Here is a 19,106-nt window from a genome sequence, read left to right as displayed (position 1 = left end):
CTTATATAAACATTTATCTCGCTACATACATACTATTTTAGTTATCTTGCTGTTCCGCCTCCCAGCGTGCAACCTCTTCTCGAACGAGTGGGGCTACTTCCTTACCAAGTAGTTCGATTGCACGCATTACGTCATCGTGCGGCATTGTACCAACCGGAACATGTAGCATGAACCTTGTGATGCCGACATTTTTACGAAGGTGAATAATCTTATCAGCTACCGTTTGTGGGTCCCCAACATATAGAGCACCTTCAAGACTTCTAGATCGATTAAAGGTATCTCTTGTATACGGTCCCCAACCGCGTTCTCTTCCAAGTACGTTCATCGCTTGTTGGGTAGGTGGGAAGAATTTCTCTACTGCGACATTTGTAGTTTCCGCAATGAAACCATGTGAATGTGATGTAACAGGTAATTTCATGATATTATGACCAGCATTCGCTGCCGCTTTTTTATACAATTGGACAAGAGGTGCAAATTGTCGTGGACTACCCCCGATAATAGCTAGAACTAATGGTAACCCTAATAGTCCAGCTCTAACAACAGACTCTGAATTTCCACCACTTCCAATCCATACTGGCAATGGATTTTGCACAGGTCGCGGATATACACCTAAACCATTTATCGATGGACGATGCTTTCCTGACCACGTCACATTCTCAGATTCCGTTATTTTTAATAACAAATCTAGCTTTTCTTCAAATAATTCATCATAATCATGTAAATCATAACCAAACAATGGGAATGATTCGATAAAAGACCCTCTACCAGCCATTATTTCAGCACGCCCATTCGATATTGCATCAACGGTAGCGAAATCTTGGAATACCCGTACAGGGTCTGCAGATGAAAGCACTGAAACAGCACTTGTTAACCGGATTGATTTCGTTTGTGAGGCTGCTGCTGCAAGGATAACAGCAGGTGATGAGGCTGCATAATCTTTGCGGTGATGTTCACCAACACCAAAAATGTCTAAACCTACCTTATCCGCTAACACTATTTCTTCAACGACTTCACGTATACGTTGTGCATGGCTTATTACACGACCTGTTTCAACATCAGGGGTTGTTTCTACAAAGGTGCTAATCCCTATTTCCACGTTTCTTCCTCCTAGTTATGTATCACCTATTTAAATAAGTTCTCCTTTCATTCTTATCATAATGTTAGAACAATGTAAAATTTCCTACTCATATGTAACGATGATGAATAAAAGCCCGATTGGACCTTCATCTAAGAGATTTGGCAAAGTCGTTATTGGAAAAGCAAAAAAGGTACAAGCACTATAAAAGCACCTGTACCATTCCCATTCATTCACATTAATTTGTCGCAACTTTTTTAACTACTTGCCGTTCTTCTTTTGGTTCTTCTGCAGGTCGTGCTCTTTTAATAAAGAAGGCAAGGATTAATGCTACTCCAGCAATAAATGATGAAATATAGAATGAGAAATTAATTCCATCTAGCATTGCGTTCATCATAATTTGCTGTTGCAATTCTGCTGTCGGTTGTCCGGCTAATTCTTTTGTTGCTTCAGCTTGTAGTTCAATCGTTCTTGATTCAGTCCGATTTGACATAATTGTAACAAGCAATGCTGTTCCAATTGCACCTGATACTTGGTTTAACGTATTATTCATAGCCGTACCATGCGGATAAAATTGCGGTGGTAATTGATTTAAGCCATTTGTCGATACCGGCATCATGACCATCGATATTCCGAGCATTCGAATCGCATGTAAAATCATTAAGTAGTTATATGTTGTCTCCAATGTTAACGTACTTAACTGAAAAGTCGTCACCGTTGTAATTGTTAACCCGATTACGGCAAGAATTCTTCCACCAAACTTATCAAATAACCTTCCTGTAATTGGTGACATAAGAGACATAACTAACGCACCCGGAAGCAGCATTAACCCTGCATCAAAAGGTGAAATGCCACGTAATGTTTGAACATATATCGGTAATAACAGCATTCCTGAGAACATTGCCATATTTAATACCATTGAAATAGATGATGATAGTGCAAACATTGGATATTTAAAGATTGTAAAGTTTAGCATCGGTCGTTCCAATTTTGATTGTCGTACAATAAAAGTGATTAATGAAATGACGCCAATCGTAATTGTTAAATAAACTTGTGGACTCCCCCAACCTTTTTCACCAGCCGAACTAAAGCCATATAAAATTCCTCCAAACCCTACACTGGAAAATAGCAACGATATGAAATCAAGATGAATATCCACTTTTTCCTTTTTATCTTTTAGTAAAAAGAAGCCCATTAATAAAATACCAACAGCAATTGGAGTAATGAAATGGAATAGCATTCTCCATTCATAGTGCTCTATTATCCACCCTGATAATGTAGGTCCAATCGCAGGAGCTGACATTAAGATTAATCCAAAGACACCCATAGCTGCTCCCCTTTTTTCAACGGGAAAGCTAACGAGCATAACATTCATGAGTAACGGCATCATAATCGCAGACCCAGATGCTTGTAGCATTCTTCCAGCTAATAGCGTTGGAAATATATGAGAAAAACCTGCAACAATTGTACCTATTGTGAAGAGTCCCATACCTGCTAAAAAAAGTCGTCGTACGGAATACTTTTGAATTAGAAAAGCTGTCGTCGGTATCATAATCCCGTTCACGAGCATAAACCCTGTTGTAAGCCACTGAACTGTTGCTGTCTCAATCTCAAGATCCTTCATAATCGAAGGAAGAGCAATATTTAATAATGTATTATTTAAAAATGAAATAAACGCACCTATCATAAGAATCGCAATGATTCCATAATTCGGTTTGTTTGGTTGTTGAATCGATTCCCCCATAGTAGTCCCTCCCTTAATACTTTGAGTTCAAATTATTAGACCCTTTGTTAACATAAAGAATATCATATATCAAAGTAAGAAATATTGCAATTGATAAATAGTTCACTTTGTAAATTAATTTTATGTATATGACTACATTCATATCCTTATCAAAACTCTATAAATGACATTTATTAGAATGTACTAAAAACCCGGTTAACATTCTTATCAAAGATATTGAATTTACTTACTTTTATACAAAAATTCACCTACTAGAAGTTTATAGGCTTTCTTCATAGAAGATTACCAATCGTACGTTATCTAATAGTTCGCAAGCATCCGCTCCAATACTTTACAAAGGATGAAAACAAAAAAAAGAGCCTCAAAGTGCCCTTCAATCACGTCTCATTTATTAGTTTTTTGCCAAACCTCGTTTCACTAAATCTAATTCCGTTTTGTATTTTGCCAATGCTTTTTCATTTGTGACGTTATTGGCAAAACGTTCTACAAAATTGTGAAATGTTATTGATGATAGAATTTTAATCAATGATAAAAATTCATCATCATTCTTACTGTTTAACATTGTGACATCTATATAATGACTAATCTCGGTCACATTTTTCATTTGTTGGTGATTTTGATTAAAAATCTTTAAAAAGTAGTTTTCTACCTTATATGTCATGTTTAAAAAGCTATTTTTTAATAAATAAAAATGGTCTTCCTCTGCAATCATTAACGTGAAAAAATCAACTAGTGCATCAAATAAGTTTCCCTTATTCTTTTTTAGCAACGAAATAAACACACCATTTAACTGCTGAACTAACTCATTTAATAGGTAATAATACAAATCATCTTTATCCTCAAAATATTGATAAAAACTGCCTCGAGGTATTTTTGCTGTTTTCACAATATTTGAAATTGAAGCCTTATAAAGAGGTACTCTCGAAAATTCCTGTTTCGCTGCATCGATGAGTTTTTGCTTCTTATCATCTGGCAAGTTATGGTAAGTGACTTTCGGCAAACTAATTACTCCTTACACAATTAATCATTATATTTAATCTTATTTTCCTTTTGCAAAAATTCAACAAAGTAATTAATTGCTTGGATCGGATTTTTATTAACCATTTCAATGTAATTCAATTTTAGTTGTTCTGAATCAAGTGGGCTATTTTTTATTCTCTCAGTTATATATCGAACACTTTGATGTTGGAATTCCTTTTGTTTATGTTTTGCTTCTTTTGCTAGCGCCATCCCAACCGCACCTAGTAATGCATAAATGATAATTACTGGAGCTGTTTCTCTATTGATTGAAATTGTCGAAACAACAAAAAATAGGTTCATAAGTGAGATAACGATTAATGGTAATGAAATGAAACGATACGTCATAACCTTTCTCATAATTGGCGCTAATATTTCAAAAATATTTTCTAGTTCCTTCTTCACAAAAAACGGCATATCCTGATTTAAAACCTTCATATGTCCCCTCCTCATCAAGCAAACGTTCTTACATGACACTGTGTCACATCTATGTATTCATCATAAATGACACTGTGTCACATGTCAATGTATATGCCTTTTCGTTTATTATTATTCTCCCATTCCTTTAGTCGAATATAATTGGATAATAGGACCTTTTTCACACGAATTTGAAATATATCAAAACCTCCTACAGCATTACAAAAACCAGCTCAAAATAAAAAACCTCAATCTAAATAGAATTGAGGTTTTACCGGAAAAGATATTAAATAATTCGAGTTGTAACGATGCCATCGATGTCATTGATTTTTTCATATAATCCAGGAATCACGTCACCGTTTATCTTATTATCGATATCAATTAATGTATATGCGAACTCACCACGACTACGGTTTACCATATCAGCAATGTTTAAGTTGAACGTTGAAATTGCTTGTGTTAATTGTCCTACCATGTTTGGTACATTTCTGTGAAATACCGCTACACGACGTTTACCTGTATAAGGTAGAACTGTATTAGGGAAGTTCACAGAATTTTTAATATTTGCTGTTTCTAAAAATTCCTTTACTTGACGAGCAGCCATAATCGCACAGTTCTCTTCTGATTCCTTTGTAGAAGCTCCTAAATGTGGAATTGGCACAACATTTTTCATACTGATAACATTTTCATTAGGGAAATCAGTGATATATTTTCCAACTTTACCACTTTCAAGCGCTACTCTCATATCTTCTTCATTTACAAGCTCACCACGTGAGAAGTTGAAAATATGAACGTCTTCCTTCATAATGCCAAATGTTTCTTTATTAAACATACCTTTTGTATCATTAGTTAATGGTACGTGTACAGTAATATAGTCAGAATTAGCAAATAATTGTTCAAGTGACATTGCACGTTGAACTTTACGAGAAAGGTTCCAAGCAGTATCTACAGAAATAAATGGATCAAATCCAATTACATCCATGTCTAATCCTAATGCATCGTTTGCAACTAATGCACCAATTGCACCTAGACCGATAACACCTAATGTTTTACCTTTTATTTCTTTCCCAACAAATTGTTTTTTTCCTGCCTCTACAAGCTTAGGAATTTGGTCCCCTTCACCTGCTAGTGTTTTAGTCCATTCCACGCCTGCAAAAAGATTACGAGAAGAAGCCATCAGAGTAGTTAGAACCATTTCTTTTACAGCATTAGCATTTGCACCCGGAGTGTTAAAAACAACAATTCCCTGTTCCGTACATTTATCAACTGGAATATTATTTACACCTGCACCAGCACGTGCAATTGCTTTTAAATTACTTCCAAATTCCATGTTATGCATATTAAAGCTGCGTAAGACGATTGCATCCGGGTTTTCACTTTCATTATCGATTGTATATGCATCCTTATTGAATACATTTAGACCTACCTCTGCAATATTATTTAATGTCTTAATTGTTCTTACTGTTTCTAGCGTTGTCGTACTCATTTTGAATTCTCCTCTTTCCATTCATAATTTTTAATTTTAAGAATATTTGTATTATACTACAATAATGCAAATTCCCCGATTTTTCAACAGGAATATCATCTCCTTACAAACAGAAAGAGGTAAGGAATACTTCCTTACCTCTGCCCAGGCGAACGGCTACGACACTATGTGCTCCCTCACGGTAATCCGTGTTTTCGCCAGTTACACATAGCCTTTAGATTTGATTATAGTTTAACAAAATTATTAGCCTGCTTCAAGGAAAATTTATGTCTAATTATAAAACAAAGTATTTATGGTTATACTATCGTCTGTGAAACTTTCTTTTCATTAATATCTAGCTTTATTTTCTTCATTTCAACTGAAATTCCCTCCAGCTTAGGCACTGGAACATTTAATTCTTTTGCAGTCTTAATAATATCATTATAAATCATTTGAATTTCATCCATGTGATTATATGCTTTAAAAATTTCTCGTTGCTGCTTATTTGTCATCGTTACACCCCAAAATGCTATCGCTGCGAGCCATGACGGCAGATAAAACGCTTTTGCCTCCGGGAATTCTTTTACATTCACACCGCGTGCTTTACAAACATCGAGTGCTTCTCGAATGCATAGTACCGCTTGACGAATTTTTGGCAGGCTAGACAAAAGTTCATCCATTCCACCTGATTTAACCGCCATTGAACTAATCCCTGCATTCAATGCAAATTGTTTCCAAAGCCAATGCTGCATATTTTTCTGTACTTTCACTTTAATATCAGCTTGCTGAAATATATTCGTAAGCCTCATTAATTTATCAGATTGGTCCCCGTTCATTTCTCCCAATATAATACTATCCATTAATGAACCTTTTAATGTTAGATGCGGGAGATGATAAAAGCCCCCACCTGCATTAGGAAAACCCCATATATATTGTCCCTTTTGTATATACTTTTCTATTAAACTCGTGTCTTCCCATAAATGATTGAAAAATAAGATATCTGCCTTCCCTAACTTTTCAGCTAATAATGGTAGGACAGATTCTAATTGATAATGTCTGAGACTAACGACAACTAAATCAAATTCTTCTAAAGATGGTAACTCATCAATTAATAAAGGCTTATAATTTTGAATATGCGGATTTGATTTTCTACTATCTAACAAATGTAACTGAACACCATTTTTTAATTCATCGATTTTGTTCGGTTTAACATAGTGAAACACTTCATATCCTGATTGTCTAAATGCATGTCCATATATTGTACTAATTACACCTGCACCAAACATTAATATTTTCATCGTTTCTCACCTTTTCATATAGACTGTTACCACCCGTAGTTGGGTTATAAATTTGTTGCTATTTTCGAAAATATTGTTGCTTTTTCGTAGTTGTCATGTTGTGTTGGTCACAGCACGAGTACACCGCTTTCCGCGCACATCCCATAGGAGTCTTTGAAACCAGCTCAATTTTCCCTTTAAAAATCAAGTGCAAAAAAAGCAATCTTTAGCGAAGAGCCTAAATTTTACAAAATCCAAATTTAAACACCTTTTTCCAATTGAATATATTACCATATTATCCATAGTTTTGCTATAAACATTTAGAACTAGTAAACTTATAAAAGAAATAATAGTATCTAGCTATCTTGGTTTTTAAAATTAAATCATGGTACTATAGAACCGTACAATCATAATAGGAGGAGAGTATCTTTTGTCTAAGAAACGTTGGATTATCTTATCTGCTGGTTTGTTAATCATTGGATGCACAGTTTTCGGGACTTATTCATTACTAAAAGATTATGAGCCTACAGAAGTGACTAAAAACGTCAGTGGTCAAGTAGATAGCAATGAAAAAAAACAACCTAACATTCCTGACACTGAAAAAAATTCTGATGATGAAATGACATACAATAAGGCACTCGCTTATATAAATGAGGCACAAACAAAAGCTTTAATCGGAGATATTCATAAATATTTGAATAGCTTAGCTGGCTGGGGTGGTGCTGAATCCTTCTCCCTCATGAATATTGATAACAAAGAAAGATGGACAAAATTAAAAGAGGATATCTCATGGTTATCGAAAGATGGATTTGCTGAATCTCTCGCTTTAACTGATATGGAAAATGCAAATGCCCTTTTATCTGTAGCACAATCACAGGAAGATAGTATGGCTCTAAGGTATTTACACCGTATTTTTCATGATTATGATGCGGAGATAAATGACCAACAAGTTGATAAAATATGGGGCGTTACACATGCATTTGGAAATAAGAATAACCAAAAAGAAGTACATAAATTTTTAGAAGGACTTGGGAATAGAGAATAGCATAAAAAACAGACTAAAAAAGGTGTCAGGCCGCTCAGCAATAACTATAGTAGTAATTTTTGAGCTACAAGCTATCTTTCAATAATTGCTAGAGTGGTCTGACTCTTAAGTGTTAACATCTTACATTATGTCCTATTTATTTCATGCTTTCGCAGTAATTGGATGGCTGATATACTTTGGAAAGTCACAACCAGAGACCGACTTAACAAATAATGAATCCCCTTCACGATTAGGTCTTCTAAGTAATGAAAGTCCCCTTTCATCAGGTGTGAAATGAAAAACCACTTCTGTCTGTGTATTTCCGGTAATATCATCTAAAATCTTATGAAGATTTACTTGTTTCGTACTCACTACATCAAAAACATCAAGACAGTCTTCTTCTATTTGGAAAATGACAACTGCTTCTTCCCCTTCATGAAAATATATATCATCACGAAAAACTTCTAGGCAATAAAACATCAAGATACCATGAGAACGGGCTGTAGCAAACCGATTCGCGACAGGAATCCTTTTTCTAGCCAAATGATAAACGAAGAATAAATCCCTTTTGTTAGACATATCCAACTTTCTTAAGTTACTACGCTTTCCTAGAGTTGGGTAATAATCTAAATAATATTGATATTCTTCTATCCGATTGAATCCGAATTTTGGGTAAAAATCCAGCACAGACTTATTTGCAAACAAATAAAAAAAATCTACAGTATGTTCGTAATCATTCATTACTTTATTCATAAGCTGTTTTGAAAGTCCACGGGATCGGTACTCTGGGTGTGTCATGACCGTACCGATTTGGACCGCTCGCTTTTGTTTACCATCAATAATTAAATCTAATAGATTAACTGATACATTTGCAATTACTTGTTCATTACTTAGAAAGCAATATGGAATATACTCCTCTCCCCAAAATCCGCGCTCACTCCAATTACTAAACCTTATTCCAAATGTAGTATGAGCGAGCTGAAAAAAACTATTTTTTATTTTATCATCATAAGAGATATTGTTTGTAAACTGAAACTGACTTAACAAGCTATCATCCCCAAGTAAGTATATTGAATTTATTATAATTGATATTATCCTTGACCTCTTCTTAATTTACAATGACAACCTATAGCTACCATTATTTTCTTAAAATTAATATATTGATAGTTCAGACATGATTTCACCTCTAATTTATACTGTATTTCACTGTTTTCGATTATGTTATAGTAATTTAGGAAGCGCTTTCAAAGGGAAAATATAGGATGTGATAAGACATTAACCAACACTTTCTTTGAAAAAACTTAAAAAGGAGCGATTTTTATGGACAATCTCCAAAATTTAAAATCAACTACTCGTAAACCAAATTTTTTAAAGAAAACGAGACAACTAGTAATCATGCTTACTTTATTAATAGGACTAACACTCCCTTCTGTAGGGTTTGCAAATGAAAACGAGACTCCTGCCGAATACAACATTCAAACATATGTTGAAGAAATGCAGCCTGGTTGGAATTTAGGAAACACCTTTGATGCAGTTGGTACAGATGAAACTGCTTGGGGTAACCCACCTGTTACAAAGGAGTTTATTGAACAAATTGCCTCACAAGGATTTAAAAGCATCCGTATTCCAATCACCTTTGACCAGAGGATGGCAAGCGGGCCTGACTACACAATAGATCAAGACTTTCTAGAACGAATCGAGAATACTGTTAACTGGGCACTTGAAGCAGACTTATATGTAATGATAAATATTCATCATGATTCATGGATCTGGCTTGAACCTGGTATGAAACATAATCATGATGAGTCATTAGCGCGCTACAAAGCGATATGGACACAGTTATCTGAGCAATTTAAAGATTATCCAAGAGAATTAATGTTTGAAAGTATCAATGAACCACGTTTTGATGGAAATGAAGAAGAAGATGCGGCTTTCTTACATGAGCTAAATACAGAATTTTATAACATCGTGAGAAATTCTGGTGGAAACAATGCAACTCGAGCTATCGTGTTACCTACGTTAGACACAGGTTCTGAACCTCATAAGCTTGAAGGACTATCAAAAACAATAGAAGCATTAAATGATCCTTATATCATTGCAACTGTCCACTATTATGGACTTTGGCCTTTTAGTGTAAATATTGCAGGTCATACGCGATTTGATGAAGAAACAAAAAATCATATCCATGATACATTTGACCGTGTACACGATACTTTTGTCGCAAAAGGCATTCCAGTTATTGTAGGAGAATTTGGATTACTAGGATTTGATACACATATCGGCAGTATACAGCAAGGCGAGAAATTAAAATTTTTTGAATATGCCCTCCACTATATGCAACAAAAAAAGATGACACATATGCTATGGGATAATGGCCAACACTTTGGTCGACAGTCTTTCGAGTGGTCTGACCCAGAACTTTATTCAATAATGAAAGAAAGTTGGGAAACACGGTCAGCAACAATTGAATCTGACTTTATTTATCTAAAGAAAGATACCGATATACAAGACGTAACGCTAAAAATCGATTTAAACGGTAAAGAATTATCATCCCTTCAAGTCAACAATACAAACCTTATAGAAGGACAAGATTACCGCTTTAATGGTTCAGACTTAACAATTAAAGCTCAACTTTTGAAGCAATTGACAGCTTCAAATCAAATTGGAAAAAACTCGACCATAACTGTTGTATTTAACAATGGTTTCAACTGGACAATTGACGTAATTACATATGACAGCCCTGTTTTATCAAATACAACTGGCACAACTAGTGAGTTTAAAATCCCAACACAATTCAATGGCAATCAACTAGCAACAATGGAAGCAGTTTATACAGACGGCTCTGCAGCAGGTCCACAGAACTGGACTACTTTTAAAGAATACAATTGGACATTTTCACCTGATTATGACAACAATGAAATCATCTTAAAAGAAAACTTTTTTAACGAATTAACAGATGGTGATGTTTTATTAACATTTTATTTCTGGAGTGGAGAAAAGGTTGAGTACACAATTACAAAGACTGGTACAAATGTAACAGGTAAACTCGTTGTAGAAGAGCCTCCAATTGACACACCTAATAATGAAGAACCACCACCTGTAGATGACGGTAATAATCAACCACCTGCAAATGATGAAGAGCCTCCAACAGAAAAACCGGATGACTCTAATCAAAACGGTGGAAAAGATCAAGACGACAAAGATACACAGCAAGATAACCAAGACGAAACAGCTCGTGATGATGAAAAACCTGTACTGACAGATTCTGATTCTGATAAAGATAATAATTCAGATACTAAGAACGAAACAAAAACAACAGCTAAATCATCGGAATCAACAAGTAATAAGCTCCCAACAACAGCAACTTCACAATATAACATCCTATTATTAGGTGTAGGGTTACTCATAATTGGTGGAATAATCATTACACTAACTAGAAAAGTTAGAAAATATTAAGCTCATATACAGTTAAGAAAGAGAGGTACAAGCCTTTCTTTCTTAATCTTTTAGTGTTGCAGCACAGAATCACCACTATACAATCTTCTGTAACAAGTCTCTCATCAGAATACTTGTCTTAACTGGATTTTCACCCACCCCCACTAAAAAAGAGGTACCGCCCTTTACGAATCTACTATAAAATTACTTACTATACACCTTACTAAAATGCTCTACTGTCGGAAAAGGTTCATAAAAATGATGTAATAATTGTTTCCACTGTTTGTATTCTTCTGATTGACGAAACCCAACTGTATGATCTTCTAGTGTCTCCCACTTAACTTGCAATAAATATTTCCCCTGTTTTTCTATACAACGATGCAAATCATGGGATATGTACCCTTTCATTGACGAAATAATTGTTGAAGCTTGTCGAAACGCTTTCTCATATTCTTCTTCCATTCCTTGCTTAACTTGTAGCATAACCGCTTCTAATATCATTCTGCTCATGTCCTTTCTATAGGAAAAATTGATAGTTAACTAATATATTTCTCTTTTTAGTTACTATTGGGATACACTTCCCTCAAAAACGATACTGATTGTTTGATTAGCTTACGTAATACATCGACATTGATATCTTCCATTTTGTTAATATACACACATGCCTTGCCTGTCGTATGTTTACCAAATTCCTTTAGTAATTCCTCTCTTTTTTCATCACCTGTTGCAAAATATAAGCTAATTTTCGCTTTTCGAGGCGAAAAACCTACAAGTGGAGCATCTCCTTCATGTCCGGTTTTGTATTTATAATGATATGAGCCAAATCCAATAATACTAGGTCCCCACATTTTCGCTTCAAACCCAGTAGTCTCCGTAAAAATATCCAATAATCTAAATGCATCTTCACGTTTTTTCGGACTTTCAACTTGTTCTATAAATTCAATGACACTATTATCGGTTTCTTTTGTTTTTAATTCATACATAAACTAACCTCCTGATTTATCAAATTGATACATCTAATTATATCTATACAAATTCATTATGTACTTTAAATTTGGTATGTCGAGCAGATTATATGTTTTGGTGTCGCAGGTAGTTCGTTTAGCTCTGTCGTTAAAAATTGTGGATATAATTTTATCGTATGGAGCTCTCTAATTGGCATCCATTTATATTGTAAATGCTCGCCTTCAAAACCATTAAATATCTCGGTACGAAATTCAACCTCCTCATTACTGGAGTTGATGTGATAATAAAAGCCAATCTCATGAAACGGCTTGCCTGCGTACGTAAAAAAGTTTTCAGTTATCCATAAAAGACGTTCGCTATTACTTTCAATCCCTAATTCTTCAACGAGTTCTCTTTTTATAGCAGTTTGCGAATCCTCTAAAACCTTAACCCTTCCACCCGGTAATGCCCAGTGCTTGTCATGCACTTGACGATGTAAAAGCACATGTCCATTCTCTATGATAACTGCTGCAACCCGGTAATTAAAAACGGCCTTTTCTAAATGAAATGTTGCATCCATACTTACTCACACCTAACGTTACATATTGAACTACTGTAACTTTATATTACCATATCCTTACTTTCGCAGTGTTATTTTCTGAAGCCTCTAGCCATGATACCAATTGTTATCTCCATGAATTTCTTAGTAAAAAATTCACTTTATACACCTATGCAGGAATAAAGTATAGCCATGAATGCGAGAATAAACTGTTAAAAATAGTACGAAAATAATGATTTAGCCCAATTGATGCTTGTAGTAAAAAAGAAGAAACCTGCCGTGAATGCAATCGCAATAATAAAGAGAAACGCGGCAAAGCTTTTTATAGGTGTCTTTTTACGCTGATGGTTCTTTTTGTATTCTTTCGTAAAAAAATTTATAACCCAAACAAATATACAACCGATCCCGAATAGCACAACTATGAGTATAATTTCCAATATTAAATAGATAGAATCTAAAATCGCAACATTCCAGTTGTAATGTTCAAACAAGTCGTAAGCAAATGTCTCTAATGAAACATATAATAGTATGAGAGAAAAGGAAACGATCGAATATGTAGATTCTTTTCTCCTTACTTTCATTTTGTTTTTAATATGCTCCCTTTTCTGTTGTTCCGTTAAACCTGGGCGACCTTTTTTCTTTCTCTGTTTACTTTTTGGCATTTCCCCCCACCCTTTCTATCCAAATCCCTTATTGCTTTATACAAACACATATTTCTCTTGACAGTTTGTATGACATCTTTTCATACAAGTAGACTGCTATTTTAAAGGAATAAATCAAATTTTGTCGAATCAATTAATAAACAGATATGAGGAGGCATTAACTTGGTTCAATATAGTCAGTTTACACATGAACAGCTAAGAGCATTAAAAGACGAATTAGAGAAAAAATATGAAAAATTCAAAGCTGAAAAATTATCACTAGATATGTCACGTGGAAAACCTGCTCCAGCACAATTAGACTTGTCTCTAGGTTTATTGGATATCTTGAATTCAAGCGAAACATTAAAAGTCGAGGAAAACATTGACGTACGTAACTACGGAGTAATTGACGGTATACAAGAAGCAAAAAAACTGTTTGCTGATTTATTACATGTCGATCCTAAACAAGTAATTGTTGGAGGAAATTCAAGCCTCACAATGATGCATGACACAATAACCCGTGCACTGCTTCATGGTGTAGTTGACAGTATTGAGCCATGGCACAAACTAGAAAAAGTAAAATTCCTATGTCCTAGTCCTGGATACGATCGACACTTTGCCATTTGTGAATCATTGAATATAGAAATGATTACAATCGATATGTTATCGGATGGTCCAAATATGAACCAAGTCGAAGAATTAGTAAGCAAGGATCCGTCTATAAAAGGAATTTGGTGTGTTCCGAAATATAGTAATCCCGAAGGAACAACGTATAGTGACGAAGTTGTTGACAGGCTTGCAAATATGAAAACAAAAGCACCGGACTTTAAAATCTTCTGGGATGATGCTTATACGATTCATCATTTAACAGATGAACATGCTCAATTAAAAGATATCCTTGAGACTTGTCAAAAAGCAGGAAATCCAAACAGAGTGTTTATCTTTGCATCCACATCAAAAATCACTTTTCCAGGATCTGGTGTTGCTGTAATGGCGGCTAGCGAGGACAACATTCAATTTGTGAAACAGCAGCTAGCCTTTCAATCGATCGGTCCTGACAAACTCAACCAATTACGGCATGTGCGATACTTTCAAACGATTGATGGTATCCACCATCACATGAAAAGACATGCCGAACTTATCAAACCGAAATTTGATTTAGTATTACAAATATTACAAACAAATTTAGCAACCTTAGACATTGCAACATGGAGTAAACCTAAAGGCGGTTATTTTATTAGCTTAAATACTATGGACGGTTGTGCAAAAAACGTCGTTCAACTTGCAAAAGAAGCAGGGGTCACACTAACAAACGCAGGTGCTACATTTCCATATGGAAAGGATCCTAACGATCGAAATATTCGTATTGCCCCAACTTATCCTACTTTATCAGAGTTGGAAACGGCTATGGATGTCCTATGTGTTTGCATACAAATCGCTAGTATTAATAAACTACTACAAAGTAGTAAATAATCTTTCGTGTAATAAATAATCTTTCGTGTAATAAATAATCTTTCGTACCTCTTTAAGCTATCTAGTCCCTTCAACAAACACATATTCTCGGTTTTAAATCATTCATTTGTTGAGGGGGCAAACCTTTGTATAGATATATACCACTTATTTCTTTGTGGATTTTGCTAATCGATTCCTATATCTATATTTATGTTTTCTAAACCAGTTATTAAAAGGTTTATGAAAATAAACTATTATGAATAGGCATCAACTAGTTAATGATGCTTAATCTTTATTATATAAGCTGCCCTCTTCTTAAAAACTCTCTTCATCCTTCAAGCAACTCTTTTTTAGTTCCATAATCGTTTAACAGAGAATAATTGATGCTCACTAAAACTTAATTGATAAATATCAGGCATGCTAAGCTGCCTCCAAAACTCAAAATCATATTTTGCATCAAAAAAATTCATAATAAGCACCATTATATTGCCATGGCTTCCAATTACGATATTATTGTCTTCATATGTTTGTAGAATGTCTTGTACTGCAGATACAGCCCGTTTTTGGGCATCAAGATTTGATTCACCACCATCCCACGAATAGCTGTCATTTTCCCAAAGCTTCGAAATAGCCTCTTGAAAATTTCTAATCGGTTTATTTGATAACACACGTTCTTTTAAGTCTTCTACAGTGACTATCTCTTGTCCTATATAATCAGCAATTCCCTCGACCGTTTGTTTTGCTCGTTTATAGGGACTTGAGATAACGTGATTTATCATGCAGCCTTTTAGAATGTTCGTTACCTGTTCTGTATCTATTAATCCTTGTTCGGATAATGGTCTATTGTATTCATCGGCTGTATAGATTGAATGTGCATGCCTGACAAAATATAAATTTGTAACAATAAGACTTCTCTCCCCTCATTTCAATGTAAATATGGTGTCAAATAATCAATAACTAAAAGCTTGATATATTACAATTAACAATGGTATGACTGATAAATCCAAACCAAGTGAAACAGGCAGTTTTAAGTAGCTGTACTCTGGGTTTTGTTCCGCGACTATGTTAGCTATTTACGGTAACCCGAAGAGATAAAGACCTCATATAGCCACCAAAACCAAGATTAGCACCGTTTTTAACAACATAATATTTGTTTATTTCATGATATGAAATTGCATATCGTTTATCAATATTTTTTTATTATTTCTCATTAAAATTATATTTGCAGTTGAATTCATTCCATGCTGTCGGATCTATGTGTATTACTTTGCTTGAAGAATCTATTTCAACATTCTCGTGATAATCATGTATGGTTTTTGTCAATCTCCACCTCAACACGGCGGTTCAAATACCATTGATAAAATGTCTTTCCGACTTCAATCGGAACATCGTTAATATTCGTATAATGGATTGGATTTGCACGATTAGCAGTTCCAATTGTCGCAAGTCCCAAGTACTTTTGAATAGGATTCCGAATCACCTCAACTTCAATAATTTTACTACGTTTAGATATAAACAATGTTGTTGTTAAACTACCACTTTTAAATTGTACAAATTCATCATTTAGTATATACGCAGTATGATAATAATCAAGAATTCGAATCGTTACAATAAACAACAGTAAAAGCGCTGAACTAAATGCCCATGTAAACTTTATATCTAATAAAATCGGTTTAAAGTAAAATAAAGCTGCCGTTGCTAGAAGCCATATCCAACTTGGTTTAAATAGTTTCACCCAAAGTGATTTTTTAGGTAGGTGCTTCATCTGTTCAGCTACTGTATAAGTAGGCAATAACTCTGTTATTAAACTATAAGCCCGTTTAACAGGTAAAAATGGATATAGAGAATTACTATTTAATTTTTCTTCTCCGATACTAAAGCTTCCGACACTTGTCAGTTTCACCTCTGCTAAACCGAGAATTCGCTTTAACAATGTTTGTTTCACTTCAATTGCTTGAACTTTTTCCTTTAAAATTGAAAATGTTGCTTCTTCTAGTACCCCTCTTTTTATGTATATTCGTTCCTGATCCGATGAAATTTCATATTTCCCGTATTTCAGATAGGTTCTTATGATGCCAAAGATAATTGAACAAGCAATAAAAATGACAAAGACAATTAACATTAACAACCACGAGTCTAAAATAGTAGAAACTAGCCCTTCTGCTTCTCTTTCGATATGAAACATGTCATCTACCTTAGTATAAATTGACGCAATCACTGGTATAAAAAATATAAAACTAAATGAAGTAAATGCTGCTCTCATTAACTCCTTTTTTGTAGGAGAAAAATGAACCTTACGTTGCTCACTCCTATTTAAAATTCCTTCACTATCATCATTATCTGTAACTTCTGTATCTTCAATAGATTGAGTAGACGCAATTTTTTCTAGGACATCAGCTTCATCATATGTTATGACTTTAAAAATGACATCTGTATCTTCTTCAGTTGTACTCGTTTCAAAACGAATTGAGGTTAATCGAAACATTTTATGGAAAAATGTTGTATGTCGGCTAACATTGTGGATTTTACTAAACGGAACGGTTTGCTTTGATTTAGTAAAAATTCCTTTATAAAGATGAAACGAATGATCATTTATTTCATATTTACTAGTAAGCCATCGTAAAAAAATTGAACAGATTGAAATAATCAATACGACAAAAAATGCAATTCTTCCGTATTTAACCCATAATGAAGTTGCTTCTCGTTGAATGACAAATAAGAGAAATCCAAAAAAGACTGCATTTCGTGCTAATTTCGATAACTCTAGGAGAATGACCATCGGATGATAGGTTTTAGCTTTCATATTATTCTACTTCCTTTATTTTTGCATAATGTGCGATTGTATTCCTTAAATCAAAGGCAACTTGTTTAGACAATCCAGGAATTGTATGGATTGATCCCATTGTTTCAATCTTTAATATGTATAGCCCATACCTACGATATAAAGGTCCTTGGCTAGTTGTGACAGACTGAACTTTTGTCATCGGGACAAGCTGATGTTCTTCAATTAGAGACCCAAATCTTAACTTCAGAAACTCCTCATCGATATCATAGCGCCAGTTTTTATATAACAAATTAGAACGAATGATTGACCAAACTGGGGACAATAAACTTAATATAATAAAACCGATGATAATCCATTCTATCCAGTACGGCCAAGTAAACAAGTAATCTAAAAAGAATAATACTGCTAATACGATAAGCCCAATAATATCGGTAATGAAATCTTTCATTATCCAAACTTTGACTGCATCTTTAGATAATTTTCGTTTTGGTGAACTAATCATTGTTTCCATGCTACCCTTCCTTCGATAACGAATCTAATTGTAATTAGCTATATTTTACATACGATTCTATTCTCGAAATAGTTTCATTAAATCTATTAAATTATTTTTCATTACTAAATTAATAGAAATATTTAAAAATCTAGAAGCTTTTTTCTATTCGTTGATTTTAATAAGCATTCAAGTAGTACTAATACCTGGTACAGTGTTTTCCTATACCTTTCCTCTCTAAGTGAATTTTGCCTACCAAAAATCATTCGTAAGCTACAATAAGAAAAGCGGGTGACTTTAAGCAAAAGCCCCCGCTTTATTAATTCAGTTCTACATTTTTAAATGAAAAATGTGTATTTTCTTTTGTTTCAGTAATAACAAAGAAATCAATCTGTGATGTTTCCGTTTCTAAGTCTATGTTAATATGATATGTTTTCCAATCATCAGTGAGGGTGATATTTTCTACTCTAACTTCCTTAATAAATTGTCCTCGAGCATTTGTCTCTTCGATTTTTAAAAGGACTTCTCCACTCCCTTTTAATTCAACTTGGAATTGAGGCTTGGTATTAAACGTTCCGTTTTCCGGCGTATAAACGATACCTTCCCCTGGTTTTTCTCCTTTTGTTTGAACTGAGTATATACCATTCTCCAGTTCATTAATAATTGAGCCGACTTCAAAAAATTGCTTTTTTCCAGCTTCAATTGCTGATAAAGGTGAATGTAAAGAAAGTATATACATAGCTAGTATCCCAATTGTAAACAGCAATTTCTTCACGATTA

Annotated in this window: 18 protein-coding genes and 1 riboswitch; of the genes, 3 read left to right on the top strand and 15 right to left on the bottom strand. The window is 34.3% G+C overall.

Features of this window, described 5'->3' with window-relative positions; all coding sequences use genetic code 11:
• Nucleotides 1–37: 37 nt before the first annotated feature.
• From J2S19_RS01105 to J2S19_RS01080, 6 genes are all read right to left on the bottom strand, one after another.
• Complete coding sequence (locus J2S19_RS01105) at nucleotides 38–1,096, bottom strand: LLM class flavin-dependent oxidoreductase (protein ID WP_307335907.1); 1,059 nt, start codon at nucleotides 1,094–1,096, stop codon at nucleotides 38–40.
• Nucleotides 1,097–1,313: 217 nt separating this feature from the next.
• Nucleotides 1,314–2,819 (bottom strand): DHA2 family efflux MFS transporter permease subunit, encoded by a 1,506-nt coding sequence (locus tag J2S19_RS01100; protein WP_307335904.1) that lies wholly within the window; start codon nucleotides 2,817–2,819, stop codon nucleotides 1,314–1,316.
• A 391-nt stretch (nucleotides 2,820–3,210) separates the two neighbouring features.
• Nucleotides 3,211–3,819 carry a TetR/AcrR family transcriptional regulator gene (locus J2S19_RS01095; protein ID WP_307335902.1) on the bottom strand — a complete coding sequence of 203 codons (609 nt, stop codon included), beginning with the start codon at nucleotides 3,817–3,819 and terminating at the stop codon, nucleotides 3,211–3,213.
• A 20-nt stretch (nucleotides 3,820–3,839) separates the two neighbouring features.
• Complete coding sequence (locus J2S19_RS01090; protein ID WP_307335897.1) at nucleotides 3,840–4,274, bottom strand: DUF5392 family protein; 435 nt, start codon at nucleotides 4,272–4,274, stop codon at nucleotides 3,840–3,842.
• 265 nt (nucleotides 4,275–4,539) lie between these two features.
• Nucleotides 4,540–5,739 (bottom strand): phosphoglycerate dehydrogenase, encoded by a 1,200-nt coding sequence (locus J2S19_RS01085; RefSeq protein ID WP_307335894.1) that lies wholly within the window; start codon nucleotides 5,737–5,739, stop codon nucleotides 4,540–4,542.
• Between the two features lie 135 nt (nucleotides 5,740–5,874).
• A riboswitch (ZMP/ZTP riboswitch) is annotated at nucleotides 5,875–5,954 on the bottom strand.
• Between the two features lie 81 nt (nucleotides 5,955–6,035).
• Nucleotides 6,036–7,016, bottom strand: coding sequence for a ketopantoate reductase family protein (locus tag J2S19_RS01080; protein WP_307335890.1), 981 nt, complete (start codon nucleotides 7,014–7,016; stop codon nucleotides 6,036–6,038).
• 409 nt (nucleotides 7,017–7,425) lie between these two features.
• Between J2S19_RS01080 and J2S19_RS01075 the strand changes: the two genes are divergently transcribed.
• Nucleotides 7,426–8,040, top strand: coding sequence for a hypothetical protein (locus J2S19_RS01075; protein ID WP_307335888.1), 615 nt, complete (start codon nucleotides 7,426–7,428; stop codon nucleotides 8,038–8,040).
• 141 nt (nucleotides 8,041–8,181) lie between these two features.
• On the opposite strand, the gene J2S19_RS01070 is transcribed toward J2S19_RS01075, so the two are convergent.
• On the bottom strand, nucleotides 8,182–9,066 hold the full coding sequence (locus tag J2S19_RS01070) for a GNAT family N-acetyltransferase (RefSeq protein WP_307335886.1): 885 nt from the start codon (nucleotides 9,064–9,066) through the stop codon (nucleotides 8,182–8,184).
• A gap of 273 nt (nucleotides 9,067–9,339) precedes the next feature.
• On the opposite strand from J2S19_RS01070, the gene J2S19_RS01065 reads away from it, so the two are divergent.
• Nucleotides 9,340–11,475, top strand: a complete 2,136-nt coding sequence (locus tag J2S19_RS01065) for a cellulase family glycosylhydrolase (protein WP_307335883.1) — start codon at nucleotides 9,340–9,342, stop codon at nucleotides 11,473–11,475.
• A gap of 183 nt (nucleotides 11,476–11,658) precedes the next feature.
• Here the strand turns inward: J2S19_RS01065 and J2S19_RS01060 are convergent, their stop codons facing one another.
• From J2S19_RS01060 to J2S19_RS01045, 4 genes are all read right to left on the bottom strand, one after another.
• Nucleotides 11,659–11,955, bottom strand: a complete 297-nt coding sequence (locus J2S19_RS01060) for an antibiotic biosynthesis monooxygenase family protein (RefSeq protein WP_307335881.1) — start codon at nucleotides 11,953–11,955, stop codon at nucleotides 11,659–11,661.
• Nucleotides 11,956–12,011: 56 nt separating this feature from the next.
• Nucleotides 12,012–12,437: a DUF1801 domain-containing protein gene (locus J2S19_RS01055; protein ID WP_307335878.1), complete on the bottom strand. Its 426-nt coding sequence runs from the start codon at nucleotides 12,435–12,437 to the stop codon at nucleotides 12,012–12,014.
• 65 nt (nucleotides 12,438–12,502) lie between these two features.
• A complete protein-coding gene (locus tag J2S19_RS01050; protein WP_307335877.1) occupies nucleotides 12,503–12,979 on the bottom strand; it encodes an NUDIX hydrolase in 477 nt (158 codons plus the stop codon).
• A gap of 191 nt (nucleotides 12,980–13,170) precedes the next feature.
• Nucleotides 13,171–13,620 (bottom strand): hypothetical protein, encoded by a 450-nt coding sequence (locus tag J2S19_RS01045; protein WP_307335875.1) that lies wholly within the window; start codon nucleotides 13,618–13,620, stop codon nucleotides 13,171–13,173.
• Between the two features lie 162 nt (nucleotides 13,621–13,782).
• On the opposite strand from J2S19_RS01045, the gene J2S19_RS01040 reads away from it, so the two are divergent.
• Nucleotides 13,783–15,072 carry an aspartate aminotransferase type Ic gene (locus J2S19_RS01040; RefSeq protein ID WP_307335872.1) on the top strand — a complete coding sequence of 430 codons (1,290 nt, stop codon included), beginning with the start codon at nucleotides 13,783–13,785 and terminating at the stop codon, nucleotides 15,070–15,072.
• A 329-nt stretch (nucleotides 15,073–15,401) separates the two neighbouring features.
• On the opposite strand, the gene J2S19_RS01035 is transcribed toward J2S19_RS01040, so the two are convergent.
• From J2S19_RS01035 to J2S19_RS01020, 4 genes are all read right to left on the bottom strand, one after another.
• Nucleotides 15,402–15,956 carry a histidine phosphatase family protein gene (locus J2S19_RS01035; protein ID WP_307336565.1) on the bottom strand — a complete coding sequence of 185 codons (555 nt, stop codon included), beginning with the start codon at nucleotides 15,954–15,956 and terminating at the stop codon, nucleotides 15,402–15,404.
• Between the two features lie 398 nt (nucleotides 15,957–16,354).
• The gene (locus J2S19_RS01030) at nucleotides 16,355–17,854 is read right to left on the bottom strand and encodes a PH domain-containing protein (RefSeq protein WP_307335869.1); all 1,500 of its coding nucleotides are present in this window, start codon (nucleotides 17,852–17,854) and stop codon (nucleotides 16,355–16,357) included.
• Nucleotide 17,855: 1 nt separating this feature from the next.
• Nucleotides 17,856–18,347 carry a PH domain-containing protein gene (locus tag J2S19_RS01025; RefSeq protein WP_307335866.1) on the bottom strand — a complete coding sequence of 164 codons (492 nt, stop codon included), beginning with the start codon at nucleotides 18,345–18,347 and terminating at the stop codon, nucleotides 17,856–17,858.
• Between the two features lie 298 nt (nucleotides 18,348–18,645).
• Nucleotides 18,646–19,101, bottom strand: a complete 456-nt coding sequence (locus J2S19_RS01020) for a hypothetical protein (protein ID WP_307335863.1) — start codon at nucleotides 19,099–19,101, stop codon at nucleotides 18,646–18,648.
• Between the last annotated feature and the right edge of the window lie 5 nt (nucleotides 19,102–19,106).

The organism is Metabacillus malikii (assembly GCF_030813355.1).
GTDB classification, from domain to species: Bacteria; Bacillota; Bacilli; order Bacillales; family Bacillaceae; genus Metabacillus; species Metabacillus malikii.
The sequence above is the reverse complement of the archived record's forward strand: the minus strand, read 5'-3'. Positions and strand labels throughout refer to the sequence as shown.

What these genes read in the sequence shown, in the direction of transcription:
- J2S19_RS01065 (WP_307335883.1), top strand. Translation starts at nt 9,340, where the DNA reads ATGGACAATCTCCAAAATTTAAAATCAACTACTCGTAAACCAAATTTT.
- J2S19_RS01030 (WP_307335869.1), bottom strand. Translation starts at nt 17,854, where the DNA reads ATGAAAGCTAAAACCTATCATCCGATGGTCATTCTCCTAGAGTTATCG.
- J2S19_RS01045 (WP_307335875.1), bottom strand. Translation starts at nt 13,620, where the DNA reads ATGCCAAAAAGTAAACAGAGAAAGAAAAAAGGTCGCCCAGGTTTAACG.
- J2S19_RS01100 (WP_307335904.1), bottom strand. Translation starts at nt 2,819, where the DNA reads ATGGGGGAATCGATTCAACAACCAAACAAACCGAATTATGGAATCATT.
- J2S19_RS01085 (WP_307335894.1), bottom strand. Translation starts at nt 5,739, where the DNA reads ATGAGTACGACAACGCTAGAAACAGTAAGAACAATTAAGACATTAAAT.
- J2S19_RS01060 (WP_307335881.1), bottom strand. Translation starts at nt 11,955, where the DNA reads ATGATATTAGAAGCGGTTATGCTACAAGTTAAGCAAGGAATGGAAGAA.
- J2S19_RS01090 (WP_307335897.1), bottom strand. Translation starts at nt 4,274, where the DNA reads ATGAAGGTTTTAAATCAGGATATGCCGTTTTTTGTGAAGAAGGAACTA.
- J2S19_RS01025 (WP_307335866.1), bottom strand. Translation starts at nt 18,347, where the DNA reads ATGGAAACAATGATTAGTTCACCAAAACGAAAATTATCTAAAGATGCA.
- J2S19_RS01080 (WP_307335890.1), bottom strand. Translation starts at nt 7,016, where the DNA reads ATGAAAATATTAATGTTTGGTGCAGGTGTAATTAGTACAATATATGGA.
- J2S19_RS01050 (WP_307335877.1), bottom strand. Translation starts at nt 12,979, where the DNA reads ATGGATGCAACATTTCATTTAGAAAAGGCCGTTTTTAATTACCGGGTT.
- J2S19_RS01055 (WP_307335878.1), bottom strand. Translation starts at nt 12,437, where the DNA reads ATGTATGAATTAAAAACAAAAGAAACCGATAATAGTGTCATTGAATTT.